18 protein-coding genes and 1 pseudogene are annotated in these 24,294 nt (G+C 61.6%); 10 read left to right on the plus strand and 9 right to left on the minus strand.

Translation table 11 applies throughout. The features are described 5' to 3' along the window. The 3 genes from BX592_RS34205 to BX592_RS22755 form a co-directional block, all read right to left on the minus strand. A partial coding sequence (locus BX592_RS34205; protein WP_208327956.1) for a hypothetical protein occupies positions 1 to 181 on the minus strand: 181 nt, incomplete at its 3' end. Between the two features lie 221 nt (positions 182 to 402). Next, positions 403 to 588: a ferredoxin reductase domain-containing protein gene (locus BX592_RS22750; RefSeq protein WP_134194775.1), complete on the minus strand. Its 186-nt coding sequence runs from the start codon at positions 586 to 588 to the stop codon at positions 403 to 405. A 9-nt stretch (positions 589 to 597) separates the two neighbouring features. Then, positions 598 to 1,662, minus strand: coding sequence for an aromatic ring-hydroxylating dioxygenase subunit alpha (locus BX592_RS22755; protein WP_134194777.1), 1,065 nt, complete (start codon positions 1,660 to 1,662; stop codon positions 598 to 600). 83 nt (positions 1,663 to 1,745) lie between these two features. Between BX592_RS22755 and BX592_RS22760 the strand changes: the two genes are divergently transcribed. Then, on the plus strand, positions 1,746 to 2,675 hold the full coding sequence (locus tag BX592_RS22760; protein WP_166676433.1) for a LysR family transcriptional regulator: 930 nt from the start codon (positions 1,746 to 1,748) through the stop codon (positions 2,673 to 2,675). A gap of 406 nt (positions 2,676 to 3,081) precedes the next feature. Here BX592_RS22760 and BX592_RS22765 read toward each other — a convergent pair whose 3' ends face one another. After that, positions 3,082 to 3,471, minus strand: coding sequence for a hypothetical protein (locus BX592_RS22765; protein ID WP_134194781.1), 390 nt, complete (start codon positions 3,469 to 3,471; stop codon positions 3,082 to 3,084). A 677-nt stretch (positions 3,472 to 4,148) separates the two neighbouring features. Here BX592_RS22765 and BX592_RS22770 point away from each other — a divergent pair. From BX592_RS22770 to BX592_RS22785, 4 genes are all read left to right on the plus strand, one after another. Continuing rightward, entirely contained in the window at positions 4,149 to 4,694 is a 546-nt protein-coding gene (locus BX592_RS22770) for an NUDIX hydrolase (RefSeq protein WP_134195006.1), read from the plus strand. A gap of 11 nt (positions 4,695 to 4,705) precedes the next feature. Next, positions 4,706 to 5,443: a leucyl/phenylalanyl-tRNA--protein transferase gene (aat, locus tag BX592_RS22775; RefSeq protein ID WP_134194783.1), complete on the plus strand. Its 738-nt coding sequence runs from the start codon at positions 4,706 to 4,708 to the stop codon at positions 5,441 to 5,443. 225 nt (positions 5,444 to 5,668) lie between these two features. After that, positions 5,669 to 6,490: an arginyltransferase gene (locus tag BX592_RS22780; protein ID WP_134194785.1), complete on the plus strand. Its 822-nt coding sequence runs from the start codon at positions 5,669 to 5,671 to the stop codon at positions 6,488 to 6,490. 144 nt (positions 6,491 to 6,634) lie between these two features. Then, the gene (locus BX592_RS22785) at positions 6,635 to 7,672 is read left to right on the plus strand and encodes a quinone-dependent dihydroorotate dehydrogenase (RefSeq protein WP_134194787.1); all 1,038 of its coding nucleotides are present in this window, start codon (positions 6,635 to 6,637) and stop codon (positions 7,670 to 7,672) included. 251 nt (positions 7,673 to 7,923) lie between these two features. On the opposite strand, the gene BX592_RS22795 is transcribed toward BX592_RS22785, so the two are convergent. After that, the gene (locus tag BX592_RS22795) at positions 7,924 to 8,910 is read right to left on the minus strand and encodes a Gfo/Idh/MocA family protein (RefSeq protein WP_134194791.1); all 987 of its coding nucleotides are present in this window, start codon (positions 8,908 to 8,910) and stop codon (positions 7,924 to 7,926) included. Between the two features lie 93 nt (positions 8,911 to 9,003). Continuing rightward, positions 9,004 to 9,717, minus strand: coding sequence for a FadR/GntR family transcriptional regulator (locus tag BX592_RS22800; protein ID WP_134194793.1), 714 nt, complete (start codon positions 9,715 to 9,717; stop codon positions 9,004 to 9,006). A gap of 1,325 nt (positions 9,718 to 11,042) precedes the next feature. Here BX592_RS22800 and BX592_RS22805 point away from each other — a divergent pair. Together BX592_RS22805 and BX592_RS22810 are read left to right on the plus strand one after the other, a co-directional pair. Then, complete coding sequence (locus tag BX592_RS22805; RefSeq protein ID WP_134194795.1) at positions 11,043 to 11,777, plus strand: Crp/Fnr family transcriptional regulator; 735 nt, start codon at positions 11,043 to 11,045, stop codon at positions 11,775 to 11,777. Between the two features lie 784 nt (positions 11,778 to 12,561). Further along, complete coding sequence (locus BX592_RS22810; protein WP_279589205.1) at positions 12,562 to 15,675, plus strand: acetoacetate--CoA ligase; 3,114 nt, start codon at positions 12,562 to 12,564, stop codon at positions 15,673 to 15,675. 82 nt (positions 15,676 to 15,757) lie between these two features. Here BX592_RS22810 and BX592_RS22815 read toward each other — a convergent pair whose 3' ends face one another. Continuing rightward, positions 15,758 to 16,810, minus strand: coding sequence for an acyltransferase family protein (locus BX592_RS22815; protein ID WP_134194797.1), 1,053 nt, complete (start codon positions 16,808 to 16,810; stop codon positions 15,758 to 15,760). Between the two features lie 270 nt (positions 16,811 to 17,080). Between BX592_RS22815 and BX592_RS22820 the strand changes: the two genes are divergently transcribed. Then, complete coding sequence (locus BX592_RS22820; RefSeq protein ID WP_134194799.1) at positions 17,081 to 19,222, plus strand: acyltransferase family protein; 2,142 nt, start codon at positions 17,081 to 17,083, stop codon at positions 19,220 to 19,222. 120 nt (positions 19,223 to 19,342) lie between these two features. Here BX592_RS22820 and BX592_RS22825 read toward each other — a convergent pair whose 3' ends face one another. Beyond that, positions 19,343 to 20,440 carry a glycosyltransferase family 2 protein gene (locus tag BX592_RS22825; RefSeq protein WP_166676434.1) on the minus strand — a complete coding sequence of 366 codons (1,098 nt, stop codon included), beginning with the start codon at positions 20,438 to 20,440 and terminating at the stop codon, positions 19,343 to 19,345. A 379-nt stretch (positions 20,441 to 20,819) separates the two neighbouring features. Here BX592_RS22825 and rfbA point away from each other — a divergent pair. After that, positions 20,820 to 21,692: pseudogene (gene rfbA, locus BX592_RS22830) on the plus strand (glucose-1-phosphate thymidylyltransferase RfbA); the annotation flags it as partial. A gap of 204 nt (positions 21,693 to 21,896) precedes the next feature. Further along, positions 21,897 to 22,973, plus strand: a complete 1,077-nt coding sequence (locus tag BX592_RS22835; RefSeq protein ID WP_134194806.1) for a glycosyltransferase — start codon at positions 21,897 to 21,899, stop codon at positions 22,971 to 22,973. Between the two features lie 53 nt (positions 22,974 to 23,026). On the opposite strand, the gene BX592_RS22840 is transcribed toward BX592_RS22835, so the two are convergent. Beyond that, positions 23,027 to 24,289, minus strand: coding sequence for a flippase (locus tag BX592_RS22840; protein WP_134194808.1), 1,263 nt, complete (start codon positions 24,287 to 24,289; stop codon positions 23,027 to 23,029). Positions 24,290 to 24,294 lie beyond the last annotated feature (5 nt).

Raw genomic sequence — 24,294 nt, forward strand, 5'->3', positions numbered from 1 at the left:
TGCCTGAGACGCCACCGTGCGTTTCTTCTTCATTGGCATATCCATGATTTTTATCGCTCATGATATGCCTCGCCCACGAAATCACGGATAGGTCCCGCTCGAATTCCTGAAAATCAAGCTGAGCAACGTCGTGATTACCCTTGTCGAGCCCATCGTTTACGACAATCACTACCGCGAGCAAGTTAGCCTCTCGTTCTCCAAGGTCACGCAAGAATACAAGCTGCAAAACTTTTCTGGAACCAGTGCGGGTGTCGTTACGGCTACCTTCGATATTGCTGAGAATGTAGAACAGGGCAGAGCACGACAGAGTTACTAAGCATCTCTACGTTTTCCCCGTTCCGGCGGGGCTTCCTCGCAACGCATCCACGTGGGCAAGAATGAAACGCAAACAACTCATTTTTCTTATAGTCCTGGCAATGTCGAGTAGCTTGGCACGCCAGTGCCGACATCCAGCACGAACCCGAGGTGCGCGCCCGGGGCAAACGCGGGAACCGGGCGGTCCTCCGGATCGCGCAATTCAATCGAGACAATATCCAGCCCTTTGGCCAGCCGTGTTACAACCCGTAGTTCTATCAGATCCGATGTCATCGCCGCCCCTCATGCCCGTGATGGCTGCGTGACTTCAGCGTAAGTTGAATCCGCCTTGATCATCTTTTCCACGATCCGGCGAAACTGGGACAACGCCGCGTCCACGCTCAATGGCGCCATCCTGAAGTCGGGATCCAGAGCGAGGTTCTGCTGCTGCGATGTGATCATCTCGCGATCCTCTTCGAACGCGTGCAGGATTCCCGCATGAATTTCTCGCGTCACCTCCGGTCGATCGATCAGGAAGTTGTGCGGGTGTCCGAAGAAGTAGTGGGTGGAGTTCCCGGTTTCCGGTGTCAACGCCTGACAGCCACGGAACGCCAATGCGTTTTCCCGTCGGCCGTCACGCTCCCCACGAGCGGTGGGGACCATACCTGAATCCATAATCAGGATTCCAGGAACCACAAAATCATAGTTCATCCAGCGATCTACCCGCGTTCCAGCAGGGTAATCCGCGTACTTCGCAGAATAGGCGGGTGGCTCCGTATCCGTCACCCGTTTCGTCAGCCGTACGCCGCGTTCTGTCCTTTCAACGCGCGGCAATACCGCCGCGTAGTCGGGCGATCCGCCAACGGTGGTCGGATGCAGGAATGGTAAATGCGAAAAGTCGAGGAGGTTATCCGCGATCAACAGATAGTTGACGTCGTAGTGCAAGTAGCCATCAAGCGATCGCCACTCCGGATGATCGAGCCACTGAGTGTCCGGGATAAGATTACGGTCCGCCTTCTCCGGATCACCCATCCATACCCATATCCAGCGATGCTGCTGGACAACCGGGATTGCACGAACCCGCGCATTGCGCGGGATCCGGTCCTGCGCCGGCGCGCTGATGCACGCTCCCGAACGGTCGAACACAAGCCCGTGATACATGCATCGAATGCAATCACCGCCGTTTTCCGTTCGCCCCATTGAGAGTTTGGCGCCGCGGTGGCAGCACCGGTCTACCAAAGCGATGATCTCCGCTTTCGAGTTCCGCCAGAAAACCAGCGGAATGCCAGTGATCGTACGGCTCAGGAAAGCGTCATCGCGCACCTCGTGGTCCCAGGCAGCCACATACCAGCAGTTCTGCACAAACACTTTTGCGCCTCCAGTTGACGTGTTGAAGTGCTGGAATTGGACCTGCGGTGAGATAATTAGTAAATATCATACTGATCATGATCATGATGAGCAAAATTAATCCACCGGCCATGGACCTGAATCTGCTGGCGGTGTTCGATGAGATCTATACCCACCGAAATCTCACGCGTGCTGCAGAAGTACTCGGCGTGACGCAATCGGCGCTCAGCCATAGTTTGCGTAAGCTGCGCCTAGCATTTCACGACGAACTGTTCGTACGGAAGGGAATGTCGATGGAGCCCACCACGCGCGCGGATGCGCTCAGGCTTCCCGTGCGACGCATTATGGAAACACTGTCGTCCGAGGTGCTGTCGGTCTCGCAATTTTCACCCGCTTCCGCGCAGCGTGAGTTTTCGCTTGCGATGGTGGATATGGCTGAGGTCGTGTTTCTGCCGCCGCTCATGCGTCGCCTCAAAAGTCATGCGCCGGCCTGCACGCTCCGTACACGACGCATGCCGACTGAGAATATTGCTGATGCGCTCGACACCGGCACAGTGGAACTTGCGCTTGGCAATGTCATGCTGTCTCGTGATTCGATCTATCGGCAGATGCTGTTCCAACACGACTATGTCGTGTTGGCATGGAAACGCCATCCCCGCCTTCGCTCGCGAATATCCTGGGACGACTTCCAGCGGGAGGAGCACGTAGTCGTAACTTCTGGCTCGGACGAACACCTTAAAGCGACGTTACTGGAGCCACGGGGAATACACCGGAAAGCATTCGTTCACGTCGGTGGATTCTTGTCCGTTCCGTGGCTAATCAGGGGCACAGATCTGATTGCAACCGTCCCCACACGGTTGAGCGAAGACCTTGCAACCGCAGCGGACGTAATGCAATTTTGCTTGCCGGAACCTGCGACCCCTTACGGACTGTTTTCGCTTTGGCATGCGCGCCAGCACAATGATCCTGGCCACAGATGGCTCCGACAGACGATTTTCGAGCTCATGAAACACTATCCTGAGACTGGATCGTGAGGCTGAATGTGCATGGCATCAGGGAAACGATCTAGTCGAATCTGACTACAATCGGCCCGTGCATTCACCGCGATCATCCTGCGTTTTTGGCTCTTACAGCGAGCCTCTTTTGCTAGAGGCCAGGAATTCTCATCGTTTGCTGCCAGGCAAAGGCAGTGAGCCTGCGGGCGCTACTGGTCGATAATGGCAAACAAACGTCGGTCCCGTGTCGGATAACGGTCGCACGTCACGTCCTCCCGAAGGACGGTTCATGGCGGTACTCAGAAGTTGGCATTGGACGAGCGGTTTGCCGTTCGAAATCGATCCTCGGCGCTCAGGTATAGTGCTGTTTACAAAGACAAACACACGGCTTTCACGGGCACTCTGCAAGATCGTCGGCGACGTTATCCAGTCTACAGGTGGCCATTCAACGCTTGATGCCCTCTTCATAACTTCTGGCGCTTCTGGAGAGCCGCCTGCGCGCTCGCATGCCGGAAAGTGGAAGGAATGGCTTTTCCGATCCGGGCAAGACGCCCGAGTCGATAGCCTCCAGGTTTTGGGAAATGTGCTCGAAGAGTATATGGACACTGTTCCTGCGAGCCCGGACGATCTTGCATGGAAAGAGAATAAGGCTCGCATTGAAGCGGCCTTCGCAGAAGACGGACTCCGTTACTACCGGCATGGAAGGGTGCTCCCAGTAGGCCGCGTAGCCGACAGTGAAGACATCAGTCAAGTCTCTGCCCGTCTTGTTCCCGCAAAGCCCGACAACGTAGACGAAGTTGTTCAGATCGTGATTCAGGGTCTGCGTCGGGGCCATGCACCCGCTCACATATCGGCGAAAAGGAGCTGTCGTCGTCCGGCTGGAAAATCACTGATCCACCTCCGTGGCCGTGCGCAACCGATGAAGTAACCGCGATGAACCGCGCGACGCTGGCTGCGGGAGTTGCCGCCGACGCACATAGCGTGCAACCGCCCACATCGCCCCAATTACAAAAAAAGAACCGTCGTCGGCCCAATAAACCATCAATCCGTAGTCCGAATATATCCATAGACAGCGCGCGAGTTTCTCAAGCACTCTTAAGCCGTATGAAACAGCTTAAGCGAAGCCGCTGTTGCGCCGATGATTGCTCCGATTGGATGCAGATCGATGGCCCGGTCGATCCACCCAAAGAAGACGCTCAACGTAATGCCGCCGAACAACGCGCAGTTAGCGACACACCGCAGACGACCAAAGATGGTGACGTTTCACCACTGCTCCCTGTTCAATCGCTTCTTTATGATGGTAGTAATCCTAACTCAACACATGCCTCCCATCCCGCGAATTCTGGCACGCTAGCCAATCGGCCAGGGGATCTTCTCACCCGACTCGTCTCGTCGACTCGCCAGCCTGTCCTCATGACCTTCGGCGCCCCGCCGGTCACCCGCACGAGCGCCGCGATTCCTGAAAACCTGCCCGGTGATAAACTCCCATCACCGATTTCCGTCCCCGTCTCCATGAAATTCTGTTCTGTCTGCGGCCACGCGGTCAGCGTGAGCATTCCGCCCGGCGACAACCGGGAACGCTTCGTCTGCGCGAGCTGCGGCACCGTGCACTATCAGAATCCGCGCAATGTGGTCGGCACCGTTCCGGTCTGGGACGACAAGGTGCTGCTGTGCCGACGCGCGATCGAGCCACGCTACGGCTACTGGACGCTGCCCGCGGGCTTCATGGAGATGGGCGAAACCACATCGGAGGCGGCGTCACGCGAAACGCTCGAGGAAGCCGGCGCGCGCGTGGAAGTGCAGAGCCTCTTTACGCTCCTCAACGTCCCTCACGTGCATCAGGTGCATCTGTTCTACCTCGCGCGCCTGCTCGACCTCGATATCGCGGCCGGCGAAGAGAGCCTCGAAGTCAAGCTCTTCGAAGAGCACGAGATTCCATGGGACGACATCGCGTTCCCCACGGTTGGCCAGACGCTGCGGTTCTTTTTCGCGGACCGGACTTCGGGTAGCTTCGGCCTGCACACCGGCGACATTTTTCGCTCGTTGCGCGAAGGCTGAGCGGCGCACGCATGGTCCCCTGGCTCGGCCCCGACGACCCGTTTCCGTCCGTCGAACGCGCACTCGGTGAAGCGAGCGGCGCGCCAGGCCTGCTCGCCGCGAGCGCGGACCTGCTGCCGTCGCGCCTGATCGACGCCTATCGACGCGGCATCTTTCCGTGGTACTCGGATGGCCAGCCGGTATTGTGGTGGAGCCCCGACCCACGGATGATCCTGCGGCCGCGCGAATTCAAGGTTTCGCCGTCGTTGCGCAAAACGCTCAAGCGGGTGGTGCGCGACGATGCATGGGAAGTCCGCGTCGACCACGACTTCGCCGCGGTGATGCGCGCCTGCGCCCAGGCGCCGCGCCGCGGACAGCGCGGCACATGGATCACTGCCGATGTGATCGACGCGTATTCGTCGCTGCATCGGCATGGCGATGCGCACAGCATTGAGACGTGGCGCAACGGCACGCGTGTCGGCGGATTGTATGGCGTGTCGTTCGGCCGGATGTTCTTTGGCGAATCGATGTTTGCCGAGGTGACCGATGCATCCAAGATCGCGCTCGCCGCGCTCGTCGCGCACTTGCAACGCCACGAAATAGAAATGATAGACTGCCAGCAGAACACATCGCATCTGGCGTCGCTGGGCGGCTGCGAGATCGCGCGCAAGGCGTTCGTCGCGCATGTACGCGCATCGGTCGATGCCCCGCAGATTCCCTGGCGCTTCGACAAATCGGTACTGCTTGACCTCACCGGCCGCGCAAGATAACGCAACCGCAGGCGCGCATGCGGCACAAACGAGGACGCAACCGGGAACTCAACTGCGGAGAAGTCAACCGCGGCCTCGACTGTGGCTTCACCCGCGGCCGCAATCGCGCTCACGCCCGGCGTGCTCGCGGCACCACGCGCCCGTCGGATGAGCGACACCTGATGCGACCTCCCGCCCCGCCGTCGCGGGTTTGCCAGTGATAGAGACGCTTCGAGAGCTGCCAACGTGACTCACCCGAACGAGCTGCCGCTTTCACCGCTTTCCGCGCTGCAATTCTATGCAACGGCGCCGTACCCGTGCAGCTATCTGGACGGACGCATCGCGCGTTCGCAGGTGGCCACGCCGAGCCATCTGATCAACTCAGACGTCTATACCGACCTCGTCAAGGCCGGTTTCCGGCGCTCCGGCGTCTTCACTTACCGGCCCTACTGTGACGGTTGCCGCGCATGCATTCCAGTGCGCGTGCCGGTCGAGCAGTTCACGCCGAACCGCACGCAGCGCCGCGTGCGTAAGCTGCACGGCGGGCTTGTCGCGAAAGTCACGCCGCTGCACTACGACGAAGAACATTACGCGCTCTATATGCGCTACCAATCGGCGCGTCACGCGGGCGGCGGCATGGACCGCGACAGCCGCGACCAGTACGAGCAGTTCCTGCTGCAAAGCAGGATCAACTCGCGGCTGGTCGAATTCCGCGAGCCGGTGCTGAATGACAGCATGCAGCCTGGCGCGCTGCGCATGATCAGCATGATCGACATCCTCGGCGACGGGCTCTCGTCGGTCTACACGTTTTTCGATCCGGATCAACCGCGCAGCAGCTACGGCACCTATAACATCCTGTGGCAGATCGAGCAGGCGCACAGCCTGAATCTGCCGTACGTGTATCTCGGCTACTGGATTCGGGAAAGCCCGAAGATGGCGTACAAATCGAACTACCGTCCGCTGGAAGGGCTCGTCGACGGCAACTGGAAGGTGCTCGATCCGTCGAACCCGGTCGTATCGACTATCGATGCACCGACACCACGCCGCCGCGGCCCGGTCTACCTGTAAAAATCCACGCGCTCCACCACTGGTTCACACATACGATTCTGCCGCCCGCCGCGGCTGCCGCGCGGTCCGTGATCGCTCGACGGAAAGACGCGTGGCGCGTTGTCGTAAAATAGCGGGTTGTCATCTTCCCGCTCCCAACCCTTCGTGTTCAGTTCTCTCTATCCGCTCGTACGCGCCCAACTCTTTCGCATGGACGCGGAAGACGCTCACCATCTGACACTGCGCATACTCGGTGCAGCCGGCCGCACCGGCGTCGCGAGTGCGCTTGCGCCGCGGGTGCCCGACGTGCCGCGCACCGTAATGGGGCTCGAATTTCGCAATCCGGTCGGCCTCGCGGCGGGCCTCGACAAGGACGGCGCGTGCATTGACGGATTGGCGGCGCTCGGTTTCGGTTTTATCGAAGTCGGCACGGTGACGCCGCGGGCGCAACCGGGCAATCCGCGACCGCGCATGTTCCGCCTGCCGCAGGCGAACGCGCTGATCAACCGGATGGGCTTTAACAACGCGGGCGTCGACCAGTTCGTCAGGAACGTGCAAGCGGCGCGTTATCGCGGCGTGCTCGGTCTGAATATCGGCAAGAATGCGGACACGCCGATCGAACGAGCGGCGGAAGACTATTTGTATTGCCTCGAGCGTGTGTATCCGTTCGCGAGCTACGTGACGATCAACATTTCGTCGCCGAACACGAAGAATCTGCGCCAGTTGCAAGGCGCGGACGAGCTCGACGCGCTACTCGCGGCGCTCAAGGAAAAGCAGCAGAAGCTCGCCGACCTGCACGGCAAGCTCGTGCCGCTCGCACTGAAAATTGCGCCTGATCTCGACGACGAACAGGTGAAATCGATTGCCGGCACGTTGCTGCGGCATCGGATCGAAGGCGTGATCGCGACCAACACCACGCTGTCGCGCGCCGCAGTCGCGGGTCTGCCGCATGCCGACGAGGCCGGCGGCTTATCCGGCAGACCGGTCTTCGATGCGTCGAACAACGTGATCCGCAGGCTGCGCAGCGAAGTCGGCGATACGGTGCCGATTATCGGCGTCGGCGGCATTTTCTCCGGCGACGATGCGCGAGCGAAGATCGCGGCCGGCGCGTCACTCGTGCAGCTCTATACGGGGTTCATCTACCGCGGGCCGTCGCTGGTCGCCGACTGCGTACAAGCTGTTGCGCGCGCAAGTGTCGGCTAGCAACGCCTGACAAGCGAGATCAAACCGGGTCGAGCGCGCGCGAGCGTGCTCAAGCCGGACCAGTCGGAACACGCTCGATCAATCAGCGCGCCTTAATGGACACCACGCAGCAGTGCCAGAGAGCCGTGGTGCCACTGCCGCGCCACCAGGTGTCCCCGCCCGATCGCCATCGGCTCGCTGCCCTGCCCCGCTCATTGCCCCGCTCATTGCCCCGCTCATTGCCCCGCTCATTGCCCCGCTCATTGCCCCACTCACTCTCCGGCGAACCGCAGGCCAAGCGCCTCACGCGCCGCGTCGGCCATCGCAATCATGTGCCGCGATGTCGCGTGCGGCATTACCGGGCTTTCCCGTTGCCCCGCGCGAATCAGTTCGCAGAAGTGCGCGATCTCATAGTTGAGCCCGCCGCCGTCGAACGGTTCGTCGAGTTCGACGACCCGTCCGTCGACGTAGCGGATCGTCGCACGCACGGGATTCCACCAGTTCTCGTGAATCGTCACATGGCCCGCACTTCCGGCGATCAATGCATCGCCTTTGCCGTGCAGGTCGAGACCGCAAAAGAGCTGCGCAATGCCATGCTCGTGCCGGCAGTTCAGGCTCGCGAACGTATCGACACCAGTCGGGCCCAGCCGCCCGAGCGTTTGCACGTCGAGCGGCGCGCCGAGCCAGTCGACCGCAAGAAACAGCTCGTAAATGCCGATATCGAGCAGCGCACCACCCGCATGCTCGAACGAAAAGGCCGGATGATCGGCAGGCGCATTCGCAATCGAACAGCCGGCGCGCACGAACCCGACTCTGCCGATCGGATCCGCGGCGAGATGCGCGCGCAGCCTGCGATATAGCGGATAGAACGGCGGCTTCATCGCTTCCATGAAAAGCCGTTGCGCGCCGCGTGCCGCATCTAATACCTCGTCCAGCTGCGCGACGTTGATGGTCGCGGGCTTTTCGCAAAGCACATGATGCCCCGCGCGCAGCGCGGCCTGCGCGTATTCGGCGTGACTGTCCTGCAGCGTCGCGATATAAACCGCGTCGATCGCGCTTCCGAGCAGCGCATCGAAGCTTGCGCACGGCACGCAGCCGGGCGCGCCGCACTCGCGCGCGAACGCGTCGGTCGCCTCGGCGCGACGCGACCACACGGCCGCGAGCCGCGCGTCCGGCACGCGCGCGAGGCTCTGCGCGAAACGACGCGCAATACGGCCCGCGCCCACGATTGCCCAGCGAACCACCGCATCGTCACTCATCGGCTGATCGACTCCCGTCCAGTTGTGCAAAGCGCTATTGTCGCGCATGCACGGACGCACGCCGCACGAAACGCGCGGCGCCCAGCCGCCGGGTCAATCGTGCTTGCCGTTTAGCGGCATCGCATTGCCGAGTTCATCCGCCGCGAAGTCGATCAGGTCGCGCGATGCAGCCTCGGCTTCCACTGCATCGTGGCGCTCGATCGCCTCGACGACACGCTGGTGCTTGCGAACCACCTCTTCCCACACCTGATTCGCGAGCACAAGCTGGTTCGAAGCCGACAGCGCGCCACGTACAATCGCCGCCATCTGCTGGAAGAACTGGTTACCACTCGCGATGACGATCCGCGTGTGCAACTGTTCGTCTGCAGCCTGATGCGCCGGATCGTCGGGACTCACCGTCCGGAAGTGCTCGAACGCCTCGCGAATCGCCACGATGTCAGCCGCGTTCGCGCGTTTCGCCGCTTGCGCAGAAGCCTTGGGCTCGATCAGCATCCTGAACTCGATGACATCGCGCAAAAACGCCGGATCGGGTTTCGCGCGAAACCGCCAGTTCACGACATCCTCATCGATCATCCGCCAGTCACGCATCGGCCTGATGCGAGTGCCGATTTTCGGCCGCACGTCGAGCATGTGACGCGCGAGCAGCATCGACAGCGCCTCGCGCATCACGGTGCGGCTCACATCGAACTCCTTCGACAGCACGTCCTGCGGCGGCAATACAGCACCGTACTTTTCCTCGACGATCCCCGTGACGAGACCGTCCATCACCTTGCTGACCAGCGATCGCTCTTTCGTTCCCTGTTCCATGACTCACACTCCCCGAATCGGCGTTTTGTGCCTGTTGATCACGCGGCCTTCAAGTGCCTTGTAGTCGTACTAATTTCGACACGTTGCTTCCTCAGATATCCACGCGCCAGTTAGGAAACGTCCTAACAGGGTTATCCCTCTTACGAATTGTTTCGTCCGTGCAACGCGCAATGAAGCGACGCACGTCTGATGTGGACACCTGATACGCCGGGCAGAAAATATTGCATTACCCCGCGTCCCCCGAATGCAAACGTCTTACGGCACTCGCGGTCGATTGGAACAGACGATTTACCGCTCACTCTGTGCGAGGGAACACACAGCCAAACGTGATTATTCGTACAACGCACATTCCGTGTGACGTATTTCTCAAACAGGTCTCACTGTGTTCGGGATCAATTCGATATGGACAACCCTGTATAACGACGACCGCGTCGCGTACCAGCGATATGCCACAAAAACACGCCGGGCACTGTGAGAAGAGAATGCATCGGATATCGTGCTTTATCTTTCACATGAATCTGGTCTGTCGAATAAGCACGTTTAAACTTCTTTCGCAATCCTAGATATCTGTGCGATGAATACGCAATTAAAAAGCAGAAGATATTGGAGCTCATTACTCTGTTTAAAGTTGACGATACAAGCTTGGCATCGGCGCTTTAAAAGATTTGATGCTGCCATTTGATGCGAACAGTGCGGCGGTGAACGGCGGTTTCTCGCATGGTGTCGCAGGATGTGGCTGTAAGGTGCGTCGCGGCTGACAGCGGACAGTCCGGTTGTCGGCCGCCACCCAACAGGCGGAATTTCCCCGACTAACGAAACCTGATTTCCGCCGCGGTTATGTGCGGCGGCCCACACAGGCCGTAGAACACAACTGAATCATTTCTGGCACACACCGGTCGCGAGCGAAAAAGCGCCTGACTCGCCCGTCCGGCCCGGCCCGGTGCCGGGGGACGCACCGGGATTCCCCCGAATAATCTCAATAATATCAATGGTTTGGATCAGACAAAATCAAGATGCATACCGGCGCCGCCGGCCGGCGCGCGTTTTACAGAATTGAAACAAAAACACCCATTTCGCCTGGCGCACCGCTGCCCATAGGTTCGCTGCACCGCATCAGTTCTTGTTTTGCGAACGCTTGGCATAGTCCTCGCTAATTGTGAGGCGCAGCACACATGCGCGGACGCAGACGGCGGTTAAAGCCAGATGCGCACCGCAATACGGGGCCGCCCCCGCCACTCTCAGCCGCCCGACCGGCGGCGTAGCACGAGGGATGCAGGGCCGGAATACAACAGAAGCCGCGAGCGGCTTCGATGCGAGGACCGATCATGTTAACCCTTCAATCCGACCTGCACGGCAACCACCTGCTGGGTGCTCTTCCGTCGCATGAATGGCAGGCGCTGGCGCCCCATCTCGAACTTGTGCATCTGCGCGCCGAGCAGTTGCTGTGCGACTCCGCACAGCGCATCCACCATGTTTACTTCCCGACTACCGCGATCATCTCGATGCTCTCGACGATGGAAGACGGCGGCTCGGTGGAGATTGCCGCGGTAGGCCGCGAAGGGATGACGGGCGTGCCGATCCTGACCGGCGGCGAAACCATGCCGAGTCGCGTCCAGGTGCAATCGGCCGGCTTTGCTTACCGGATGACCGCGCAGTGTCTGAAACAGCAGTTCGCGCGCTCCGACTTTCTGCGCCGCCTGATGTTGCTGTACATGCACGTGCTGCTCACGCAGGTCGCGCAGACCGCCGCGTGCAACCGCCATCATTCGTTGAACCAGCAGCTGTGCCGCTGGCTGCTGATCGAGGTCGACCGCACCGCGTCGAATGAGCTGACCGTCACGCAGCAGTTGATCGCGGACATGCTCGGCGTACGCCGCGAAGGGATCACTGAAGCGGCCGGCAAGCTGCACAACGAAGGGCTGATTCATCACAGCCGCGGACATATCAAGGTGCTTGACCGTAAAGGTCTCGAATCGAAAGCATGCGAATGCTACGGGCTGGTACGGCGCGAGTTCGACCGTCTGTTGCCGCGCCTGCGTCAGGCGGAAGCAGTGAGCTGATGCCAGGTTGTATCGCAAATCAGATCGTCTATATGTTGCAGTAACCCGATCAGAATAACGACAACAACTGTCTTGGCTTTCCCGGGCGCTGCGCGCTACCTGGAACGCACACCGCGAGGGTGCGGGCGCGTAGGATCGGTCCGTGGAAAGGCTTCTCGCAATAGCAGAAAAACGGGGACCAGGCGGGCGGCGGCCACGGGCGGTTGCCGCCCCGCTTGTCGGGCGCCGCTGTTTCATCGATGAACAGCACGCGCATCACGCGCGCGTACCGTGCAGTGAACGGCTCGCACCACCTCTTTTTGCGCGTTACCTGTCACGCGTCTCGTCGGGCCGGTGTGCCGATCGCCGCACGCTTGCGCCGGCGCATCGAGCCGCATCGGTTCGATTCCGAACAGATTCCATAGCCGATAACCCTTAGCTTCACAGACACGGGCCGTGCAGCCGGGACCACTCACGTCGGCACATCGGCCACATCGACCGCGATTGCGCGCCGGCGCTTCGCGCGCGCAACACGCGCACCCGGATTGCGCGCACGGGGACACCCGCAACGAGTCATACGCAACGAGTCATACGCAACGAGTCGCATGCAACGGATCGCACGCAACGGGTCACACACAACTCAGGGCAACGCTCGCGCACCAGCGCGAGCGGGCCATTCGCGGAGGGGAACATGCAAGGACAGACCAGTATCGGCGAGGTCACGGCGACGCATACCGATACGAATGCAAACGGCGACCTGATGTCACGCGCCGACATCGCGCCATTCACCCGTGCAACACTTCATATGCCGACGCCCGCGCGCATCGCGCACTCGCAGATGAGCGCGTTTGCCACCGCGCTGCAAGCGCGTACCGGCATCGATTGCAGCCGCTATGAAACATTGCACGCGTTGTCGGTGCGCGACTACCGTACCTTCTGGCGCGCTTTTATCGAATGGAGCGCCGGTCTCGATTACGCGGGCGACCCCGAACCGGTCTGCGTCGGCGATGTGTGCGAACACGCAACGTTCTTCCCGAATCTCGAGCTGAACTTCGCGGACAATCTGCTCGGCACCCAGATCGCGCCCGCGAGCGCGCCCGCGGTCACCGCCTGCCACGCCGACGGCCGCCGCGTGCGCATCACGCGCGGCGAGTTACGCGAACGCGTCGCGCGGCTTGCCGGCGCGCTCGAACGGCTCGGCGTAAAAAGCGGCGACCGGATTGCCGCGGTGATGCGCAACGACGAACAGGCGATCGTCACCGCGCTGGCGGTCGCGGCGCTCGGTGCAACGTTATCGACTGCGTCGCCGGAAATGGGCAGTGAAGCGCTGCTCGATCGCTTCGAACAATTGTCGCCCCGTTTGCTGTTCGCGCACACCGCGACGCTGCCGTCCGACACCGGCATGATGCCCGCGGAGAAAGTGGCCAGGCTCGCCACCGCGATCCGTTCGCTCGACGGCATCGTGAGTCTTGACGACGGACCGCTGCCCAACAGCGTGCTTCAGCCGGTCCATTCGCTGGCCAGGCTGATCGCGGGCGCGAACGCGGCGGACTTCATCTGGCGCCGCTTTCCGTTCAACCAGCCGCTGTTCATCATGTTTTCGTCGGGCACGACCGGCAAGCCGAAGTGCATCGTGCACGGCGCGGGCGGCTCGCTGATCGAGCATCTGAAGGAACACCGGTTACATAGCGATCTGCGTCCCGGCGACAAGATGTACTTCCACACCTCGTGTGCGTGGATGATGTGGAACTGGCAGCTATCGGCGCTCGCATCGGGTGTCGAAATCGTCACGTACAGCGGACCGCTTGCGAGCGTCGATACACTATGGCGGCTGGTCGCCGACGAACGGGTCACGGTGTTCGGCACGAGCCCCGCCTATCTGAAGATGTGTAGCGAAGCCGGTCTCGAACCGGCCCGGGAATTCGATCTCCATGCATTGCGCGCGATGATGTCGACCGGCGCGGTGCTATTCGACGCGCAGTTCGAGTGGGTGCGAGACCACGTAAAACCCCTGCAATTGCAGTCGATTTCCGGCGGCACCGATATTCTCGGTTGCTTTGTGCTTGGCAATCCGAACCTACCGGTCTTTATCGGAGAAGCGCAATGCAAGTCGCTTGCGCTCGATGTACAGGCATGGGACAACAGTGCCGGCGCACCGGCGCACGGCACAGGCGAACTGGTTTGCACCAACCCGTTTCCATCGCGGCCGCTCGGCTTTTTCGGCGACGCGGATGGCTCGCGCTTCCATAAAGCGTACTTCGCGGCCAATCCGAGCCTGTGGACACACGGCGACCTGATCGAATTCTCCTCGGCCGGCAGCGCGCGGCTGCATGGCCGATCGGACGGTGTGCTCAACGTGCGCGGCGTCAACGTCGGTCCGGGCGAGATCTACCGCGTGCTGAGCGATATCGAAGGTGTGCGCGAAGCGATGGTCGTGCAACAGAACGTGCCAGCCCGCGCCGCGGCGTCGCGCGCGGCACCAACGCACAGACCTGTCGAATACGACCGGCGCGTCGTGCTGCTCGTCGTGCTACAGAACGGCGTCACGCTAAATGGCGCGATGATCGCGCATATGCGCCGCGAGCTCGCGCGCCGCGCGTCGCGCGCGCACGTGCCCGACGTCGTGATGCAGGTCGATGCGCTACCGGTCACGCACAGCGGCAAACCTTCGGAGGCCGCCGCGCGCAATGCGGTGAACGGGCTGCCGGTCGGTAATACCGGCGCGTTGCGCAACCCCGAATGTCTGGAGGTAATTCGCAATCATCCGGCGCTGAACGTCACTGCGCGTGAACTGCCGCCGCCGGGCGAGACGGTTGAAGACCTCGAACGCCATCTGCAAGCGCTGTGGGAGCGGCTGTTCGATCTAACGCCGATCGGCCGCCACGATAGCTTCTTCGACCTCGGCGGCGACTCGCTGCTCGCCGCCGCGATGATTGCGGAAGTGCAGCAGGCGACCGGCGCGACAATCTCGCTGGCGACGCTGCTCGCCGCGCCGAGCGTGTCGCAACTGGCCACGCACATTCGCGGCAGTCACGCCGGCGAAATCGGCGCTTCGCAGATCATCCTGCCGCTGCGCAGCGGCACCGGCGCACCGGTGTTCTGGGTGCACAGCATGGCCGGCTCAGTGATGGAGTGTCTCGCGGTCATCCATGCGCTGCGCACATCGCGTCCGTTTATCGGCATCCATGCGCGTGGGCTGAACGGCGAAGCGCCGCCGCTGCAAAACGTCGAGCAGATGGCGACGTCGTATATCGCCGAGATGCGCAGCGTGCAGCCGCAGGGACCTTACTCGCTGGCCGGCTATTCGTTCGGCGGACTGGTCGCTTATGAAATCGCGCAGCAACTGCATCGTGCAGGCGAACAGGTCGAGATGCTCTGTCTGATCGACACGTACGTGCACGAGCGTTGCCTGCCATGGGGCGCGTGGCTGCGTTTCCAGCGCGGCTACGTGAAGCGTCAATGGCGAACGTTTAGCGGCCTGCCGCTTTCGCAGCGGGTCGGTTTTGTCAAACACAAACTCAACGGCGCCGTGGACAAGATCCGGCTGCGGCTTGGCCGCATGGCCCACAAACCATTTCCGCAAATCGCGCATTTCCCGCCGGTTCTGATACGCGTGCGCGAAGCGATGCGCGTTGCAATGACGACCTATCAGCCCGTCCCGTATACGGGCGGGCCGGTTCACTATGTGCGCGCGGCCCTGCTCGACCCGGAACGCGGCGATCCGCTGCCGCTATGGCGGAAAATCGCATGGCGCGGTCTCGCGATCGCCAACGTCGACGGCAGCCACACCGATATGATTCTCGAGCCCAATAGCGATGTGCTCGCCGCTACGCTCGACCGGGTATTCGGCAATGAGATTGCGCCGTCGGGTCCGCAATCGGCATCAACCGGGCTGCGCGCGAAAAGCGGTTACGCGTAAGCGGACCCGTACGCCGACCGAGGCTCCGGGCACACGGGGCCTCGCATCCATTTCACGAGCGGCGTACCGTTCGCCTGCATCGTTACTCAGTGCGTTCCGCCGCGAGCGGATTCGTACCCGACGGCAGCGGCGCACGAGGCCGCGTATCGAGCGTGCGCCGCACGAACCTGAACAGCGGCCGGTCGACGTACCGGTAGAACAGACAGCCGATGCAGGTTGCACAGATCACCGCGACCACCGCGCCGAGCGGCGCGCGGATGTTGAAGCCATGCAAGACCTTCGGCAACAGCTTGCGCATCGATTCGACGACGAACGGATGGCTCAGATAGGTCGCGTAACTCGCATCGCCGATATACATCAGCGCGCGCGTCGCCCGATTGTCGCGAATCGATTCTTCGAGACTGAGCGCGCACATCAGCAGCGTGAAGCTCGGCAAGCCGTTCCGGACGAGCGGCGGACTGCCGGGCAACGCCCATTCGGCACAGGTCATCAGCGCGTACATCGCGAGCGCGCCAGGCAGCGCCAGCTTCGCGGGCACCCGCACGCCCCGCTTCCATACATACCAGGTGACGAAGCCAAGCGGGAATTCGAGCACGCGGTCTTCGGCGAAGAAACGGCCGAATGCATCGCTCGAATGCGCGATCATCGCGACAAAATAAAGCGTGCCGAGTGTCAGTGCGATAAACACGAACCGGCGCTCGCGCATCAACAGAAGCGCCGCCGCGGTGACCACGTAAAACAGGATTTCGTAGTTCAGCGTCCAGCCGACGAACAGCATCGGGTACACCTGGCCGCTTTCCTTCGTATAAGGAATGAAAAACAGTGATTTGAGCAGCTCGACGACATTGGCCGTCGTCGAATTGAAGAGATCCGGCCGCACCAGTGCGCCGCAAAACACGACGAACGTCATCAGCCAGTACAGGGGCACGACGCGCGCGACGCGGCTCGCGACGAATTCGCGCACCGTGATCGTGCTCGCGCTCAACGCAAGCGCGATCACGAACCCGGACAGCACAAAGAAGATGTCGACACGAAATGCGCCGAATGCCGTACCGTTCGTGATCATCACGTGGTGCACGATGACCGTGGTCGCAGCTACCGCGCGAAGAATTCTTATTGAGTTGAGCTTACGCATCAGGCACCCGTACGGGACATTCGCCGCACGATTCTACGCAGACGATTTAGCGCAGATCAGACAATGTCCCGCCTGCGTCCGCCGCCTGCGTTCACTACACCGGAAACCGCATACAGTTGTCCGCCGATGCCTGGTGAATGGCCGATATCGCCGCGCCGCGGCGGCCAGTATTGATTTGCGGGTTGCGCTAGCCAGCGACGCTGCCGGCCGCGCCTGGCGTTGCGCGGGTCACGACGAGACCCGCGAAATGAGCAACATTCGGGGTGCACGATGAATCCACGACAGATGAACGTCAGCATGCTCGCCGCCGAGCGCCATGCTTACGCACCCTACATCGACGGTCTGCGTGCGATCGCCGTGCTCGCGGTGATCATCTACCACCTGCACGCGCAGTGGCTGCCAGGCGGCCTCGCGGGCGTCGATATCTTCTTCGTCATCTCCGGCTTCGTTGTGAGCGCATCGGTCGGCGGACTGAGCTCGGTGAGCCTGCCGCGCTTCATGCTGTACTTCTATGCACGCCGGGTGCAGCGAATTGCACCGGCTTTGATCGTCTGCCTGGTCGCCACCGCGCTAGTATCGGTTCTATTCATTCCATCTGCATGGCTAAGCGATACGAACTCGAAAACCGGGCTTTTCGCATTCTTCGGTTTAAGCAATCTGGTACTCGCGAAGACCGGCAACGACTACTTCTCGCCGCGCGTCGAGTTCAACCCGTATATGCATACGTGGTCGCTCGGCGTCGAAGAGCAGTTCTATCTGATCTTTCCGATCCTGTTTTTTCTGTGGGTCAGCCACAGGCCGCAAAAAAAACGCGCGCTGGCGGTGTTCGGCGGCGGCCTGGTTGCATCGCTCATCTGCGCGAAGTGGCTTTCGGTCAATCACGAGACGCTCGCGTTTTACCTGATCTTCAGCCGCTTCTGGGAGCTCGCGGCGGGCGTGCTGCTTTACCAGGCGCTCGCGCTGAGCGGTCGCCCGTTCGGCGTCGCCGACCGCGGCGCCACGGTTTTCACATCGGGCGCCGCGCTGCTGTCGCTCGCGCTCGTCGGTACGGGTCTCGTGTTTTCGACACCGACCAGTTTTCCGTTTCCCGGCGCGTTGCTGCCAGTCGTCGGCACCCTCGGCCTGCTCGCCTTTCTGCATGGGCGGCGCACCGACGGCGTGCTGCATCGGGTGCTTGCATCGCGTGGCGTGGTGTTCGTCGGCAAGATTTCATACTCGCTCTATTTATGGCACTGGCCAGTGATCGTGCTGATGCGCTGGACCACCGGCGTCGATACGCCAGCGCTGAAAGCGGTTGCTGCCGTGTCGACGTTCGCGCTGGCCACCGCGTCGTATTACTTCGTCGAAAACCCGATCCGCCGCGCGCCCCGCCTGCGTCAATGGCCACGCGCAGCCGTCGTCGGCTCCGGATTCGCGGCAGTCGTATTTGGCGCCGCGCTCACATTCGGCCTTTATCACGCGCAGCCGCGGCTATCGTTGAGCGTGGTCGCGCATCAGGCCGACGACTGGTATCCGTACGGCTCGCTAAACCAGCGCTACGCGGGCTGCAGCGAAAAGTGGGACGCCCGCAAGCTCGACGACGGCCCTGTCTGGACCTACTCGCGAGTCGGCTGCGACGTGCCGGCGCAATATACGTCGCGCCTTTTCGTGATCGGCGATTCGCATGCGATGGCGTATAGCCTGATGTTCCGCGAACTGGCACTGCATACCGGCGTCGAAGTCCTGTCGTATAACAACGGCGGCTGCGCGTTTATCGGTTTCCTGCCGGTGGCGAGCGCGGACGTCGAGCGTTGCAAAGCTTACGACGACGACGCATTCGCTGAAATACTCGAGAAAGTGCGGCCCGGCGACGTGGTTTTTATGCCGTCTCTCAGACTGCCGCGTTTTTCCGACCAGTTCGCACGCTTCGACGATCGCGCCGCACACGACGCGATGTTCAGTGACGCTTCCCTCGAGCAGCGCCACGCGGGCGAGCAGGAAGCGATCCGGCAACTAGGCGAACTGACCGCAAAGGGCGCGAAGGTTGTGCTCGAAGCACCCGAGCCTGTGTTCAAGATGCCCGCCTTCCGCTGCGCCGACTGGTTCAATCGAAACAACCCGATCTGCACGCCCGGCTCACAGGTGACGCGCGGGGACATCGAAGCGTACCGCGCGCCGGTTCTCGAATCCTACGCGCGCATCGCGCAGGCGGTGCCGTCGGTCAGTGTGTGGGATCCGCTCCCTATTCTCTGCCCCGATGCCGTCTGTTCGATGCACGCGGACGGCGTGCCGCTGTTCTTTGACGGCGACCATATCAGCGGTTACGCGAACCGTCTGCTCGCGCCGCACTTCCAGCAATTCATCGCCGCTCTGATGGATGCGCCGCGGCCCGGTGTGCGCCCGTTGACGGTTTCAGCGCACCCGGCGCAATAGCCGCGCGCCGACGAAGCCGCGCATCAGGTATCCGATTGAATCTGGACCGCGCGTAGGCAAACCGCGCGTCGACCGGGCAGTTCGCCCGGGCACGCGACAATTGGCACACTACAAGCCTGATCAATTGAACGAATCGTCACCGGCCATCAACCGGTCGCGCACCAGCGAGCGCCAACTTTCGTAACGGGCAGTCGGCGCGCCGACGAAATCGGGCTCGTCGCGCTTCACATGCAACTGATCGGTGTAGACGCCATATTCCGACGTATGCTGGCGGCGCCGTGCTTCGGCCTGCAGCTTGTCGTCGAGGTCCGCGAGAAACTTGAAGTGCAGCAGCGCGCTCGAGATCGCATTGCCTGAGCGCGGCGCCGGTTGATTCAAACGTGCCGGCCATAGCTGGTGCGACGACTTCAGGAAGGCGTACGACTTTCTCCAGTACACGAGCGGCGTCTTGTTCAGCGCCGGACCGTCCCACGCGTTCTTGAAGAAAATGCGGCCACGTACGCCGCCTTTCGTCCACGTGGTTCGCGAGCGTGGATCGAAGCGGGTCTGGTACCCGTATGCGTCATACAGCGGACATACGCTCGCCGGATCCTCACCCGGCATGCACGCGTTATCGCGCGTCTGCTTCGCGCTATACATGTCGACCATCAGGCTATTCATCGAACGCTGGCCGTTGCGCGCCAGATGCGCAGTCAGATCGGCGATGCGGCGCCGGTCGTTGTGCGGATAGACAAAGAACTCGTCAGCGTCGACGTAAAGAATCCATTTGCCGCTGCAATAGCGCGACAGCACGAAGTTGATCCAGTCGTTGCCAAAGCGCGAGCGCCTATACGATCCGCGCGCGGCGAATAGCGACACGCCCGGTTCGCCGGCGAGCAGCTCGCGCAGACCGTCGGTCGATTCGTTGTCGAGCACGATAAACTGCTCGAAACCCAGCGCCTTGTAGTAACGAAGAAAATACGGAATGCGGTGCGCTTCGTTATGCACCGTCATGATCAGCACGTGCGACGCGGCGGACAACCCGGGCGCGATCCGCACCGCGGACACCTGATGCGCATTCGCAATACGCCGGATATGCGCCTTCGAAAACTCGAGTGCGTTGTAGATCAGATAAGAAAAGAAACCCGCGCGTTCGTCGTGCCGCTGCCCGGATTTCGGCGAAGCGCCAGCGGCGGCTTGCGGCAGATGAATCGGCGTCGTCTGGTCATTTGTCGTCATGTACGAAACCCTGAGCGATCTTTGGTTTGCGGCGCACGCTAACCGGTGCCTCGCACGCGCGTCACATCGAATGCGAGACGATACTAGCATCGCAACCGACGGACGAACGGTCGGTATACCGCACTTTCGAACCTGTAATGCGGCCTTCCGATCATTGCCGGCGCGCACGGTTGCGAGCCCGTTCGACGCCGCATTGCGCAGCGTCGAAGAGTCACGTCGATTGGCCGATCCCGCCGGGATTTGGGCCGAAGCGGAAGGCCCCGGCTGCCTAGAATGCATAACAAGCGTAGGTGCGCATCGCGCAATGCACACCTGTCCGACACGCCGGCAACGGCGTGGCGGATGCGCACCGATGCGCGCCGACTCGAAGGAGATTGCGATGGCTCGCAAGGGCATCATTCTGGCGGGAGGCTCGGGCACGCGTCTGTACCCGGTCACGCATGCGGTATCGAAGCAGATGATTCCGGTGTACGACAAACCGATGATCTACTACCCGCTCTCGACGCTGATGCTCGCCGGCATCCGCGACGTGCTGATCATTTCGACGCCACAGGACACACCGCGCTTTGCAACGCTGTTGCGCGACGGGCATCAATGGGGAATGAACATCCAGTACGCGATGCAGCCGTCGCCAGACGGCCTCGCGCAGGCGTTCATTATCGGACGGCGCTTTATCGGCCGCTCGCCGTCGACGCTGATACTCGGTGACAACATCTTTTACGGCGACGATCTGCCGACACGCCTCGCGCGCGCCAGCACGACACGGCACGGCGCAACCGTGTTCGCGTATCACGTGAGCGACCCGGAACGCTACGGCGTAGTCGAGTTCGACAGCCGGCAGCGCGCGCTATCGATCGAGGAAAAGCCGACGCTGCCGCGCTCGAACTACGCGGTAACGGGACTGTACTTCTACGACAACGACGTGTGCGACATCGCAGCGAGCATCAAGCCTTCCGCACGCGGCGAACTGGAAATCACCGACGTCAACGCGTGTTATCTGCGCGACGGACGCCTGAACGTCGAAATCATGGGCCGCGGCAATGCGTGGCTCGACACCGGTACGCACGACTCACTGCTCGACGCGTCGATGTTTATCGCGACGTTGCAAAAGCGCCAGGGGCTGATTGTGTCGAGCCCCGAGGAAGTCGCGTACCGGCAGGGCTGGATCGACACGCAGCAATTGCAAAAGCTCGCGGCGCCGCTGACAAAAAGCGGCTACGGAGCCTACCTTCTGGGCATCGTCAACGAGCGGCAACCCGAGCCGCTCGCGATAGAACCCGCCGTTTTGCACGACGTGCGTGTGGTCGACTCGATGAGCTTCGGCAGCCAGCACCACGCGTTGCAGACGTAAGCCTCGCACGTTGGGCCGCGAGCCGGATGCGGCCAACGTTCGGTACCCCGCTGCACCCGTTGTAATCCGCGCATATAAATAATGACGTAGCAAGGACAAAGCGAAATGACGACATCCGTATCGGTCGCGATGGCGACCTGTAACGGCATGCGGTATCTGGCTGCGCAGCTGGAAAGTCTTGCGCGTCAGACCTGGCTGCCTGCCGAACTGGTCGTCACCGACGACGCCTCGAGCGACGACACGGTGAAGATCGTCGAAGTCTTCGCGCGCACCGCGCCCTTTCCGGTGCGGCTTCATATCAATCCCAAACGGCTCGGCTATCGCGCGAACTTTATGAAAGCCGCGCAGCTATGCGAATCCGACGTGATTGCGTTCTGCGATCAGGATGACGTGTGGCTCGAAGACAAGCTCGCGGTCTGCATCGAACGCTTCGTGCATACGGACGCGCTGCTGGTCTGCCATAACGCGACTGTCACCGACAGCGAGCTGCTCGCAATCGACACGCTGGCACGCGATGCGCCGCCTGCCGCGTACAACGCCGCGCTGAGCGTCGGCCCGCTCGCATACGGGCTCGGCTTCACGCTGCTTTTTCGCCGGCAGTTGATGGAATTTGCGCCGCTGTGGCCGCAGTCGATCGATTTCCACGATGGAACGAACCGCGAAGGCCACGACCAGTGGTTCTTTTTCCTCGCGAACGTCTTCGGCCCGATCGTGTATATCGACACGCCGCTTGCGTGCTACCGCCGGCATGCGTCGGCCGCAACGAACACGCGCTGGGCAGGCGCATCGTGGGTCGCGCGCGGGCTGCCATTCCTGTTCGAAAACCAGCACCACTGGCGCAACTTCGCCGACAGCTGCGCGCGCCGCGCCGAACTGCTGCGCGAAGTCGCGCATCGCTATCCGACGCACTATGCGCATGCGGCGCTTGCCGGCGCTGAGCGCTTCGACTCGTATGCGCAGCTCTATTTCAACCGGCTCGAGTTGTACAACGCGCCGTCGCTCGTCGAGCGCTTCGCGGTTTTTTTCCGCATCAGGGCAAGCGGCGGCTACCGCAACCACGACGTGTGGGCGAAGGGCGGGCGCAGCGCGCTCAAGGACCTGCTTGTCGGTGTGTTCGCGCTGGGCAACCTGCGCAAGCGCTTTGCGCCCGCCGCCGAAGACGTCAAGCTCGGTGGCCATTGAGGGGTTCTCCGAGCGGTTCACCGAGCGATGCACCTGGCGGTGCATCGAACCGTTCATTGCGCCCCCTGCGCGCCGGCCGCGATACGTCGGCTACGCGCACCGCGGCGCTCATAGCAGATCAGCGCGATCACCAGCACCTCGGTGAGCACCACCGACACCGCGGTGCCCGTCGCGCCAAACTCCTTCACGAGAATGATCGACTGCACGAAGTGGAACGCGGCGGCAACGCCATAGATACGTTTTAGAGGCCGTACCTCGCCCTGCGCAATCAATCCCAACTGCATCAGCACCGACGCGATACCGACCACGGCCGGCAGGAAGATCAGCGCTTTGAGCACCGGCACGGCCGGCAGGAACTTGTCGCCGAACGCGAGCACGACCAGTTTCTCGCCGCCGACGAACACGACGAGAATCGCACAGACATTCAGCAGCAACACCGTCAGCACCACCTTTCTGACGATGTGGTCGGCCTCCTTGCCGCGATTTTCCGCGTGCAGCTTACAGATACGCGGGAACATCGTCTGGATCAGCGGTCCGAAGAACTGCTTGATCGGGCTGACGATCTTGTCGGCCATCACATAGAAGCCGACCGCATCGTTGCCGGTCAGAAACTTCAGGATGATCGCGTTCAGGTACGTGTACATAAACGCGAACGCCGACCCTGAAAACACGTGAAATGCCTCGACCGACTGCTCCCACAGGTCTTTGCGCGTGATTTTCTGCCACGACGTCAGCATGCCGGTGCCGTGGGCGATCGCGGTAAGAATCAGTCCCGATGCGAGCAGCGGCGCGAAAAAGCACACTGCCGTCGCGAGGTAGTCCGCCGACGACTTGACGATAAAGAACAGCGCCGTGAGGCTGACAATGCGCGTGGCGAGCGTAATCACCGCCATCATCGGCATTTTCTCGAGCCCTTGATACAGCCAGACCGGGCTCAACACCGTGCCAGCCAGCGACAGCAGGCTGATCAGGATCACGCCTCTATCATCGTGCAGCGCAGGCACGAACTCGACCGATGCGATCACGATCACCGCGCACAGCAGCGCAATCAGGCCTTTCGAAATCGTGACGATCCAGTAAAGTCGCGTCAGCATCTCGCGGTCGCCGCGATGAATCGATATTTTCCGCGCGGCGGTCAGATCGAAACCGAAGTCGGTCACCGTAATGAAGAACTGCATGAACGCGACCGCGAAGCTCACCTGGCCGAACCGGTCCGGACCGAGCGTCCTCGACAGATAAGGCAGCGCAATCAGCGGAACCAGGTAGCCGCATGCCTGTATTACGTATAGCAGCGCCGCGTCTCGTTTGACCGACAAGGGAA

Origin of the sequence: Paraburkholderia rhizosphaerae, from assembly GCF_004366595.1 — a bacterium.
Taxonomy (GTDB): Bacteria; Pseudomonadota; Gammaproteobacteria; order Burkholderiales; family Burkholderiaceae; genus Paraburkholderia; species Paraburkholderia rhizosphaerae.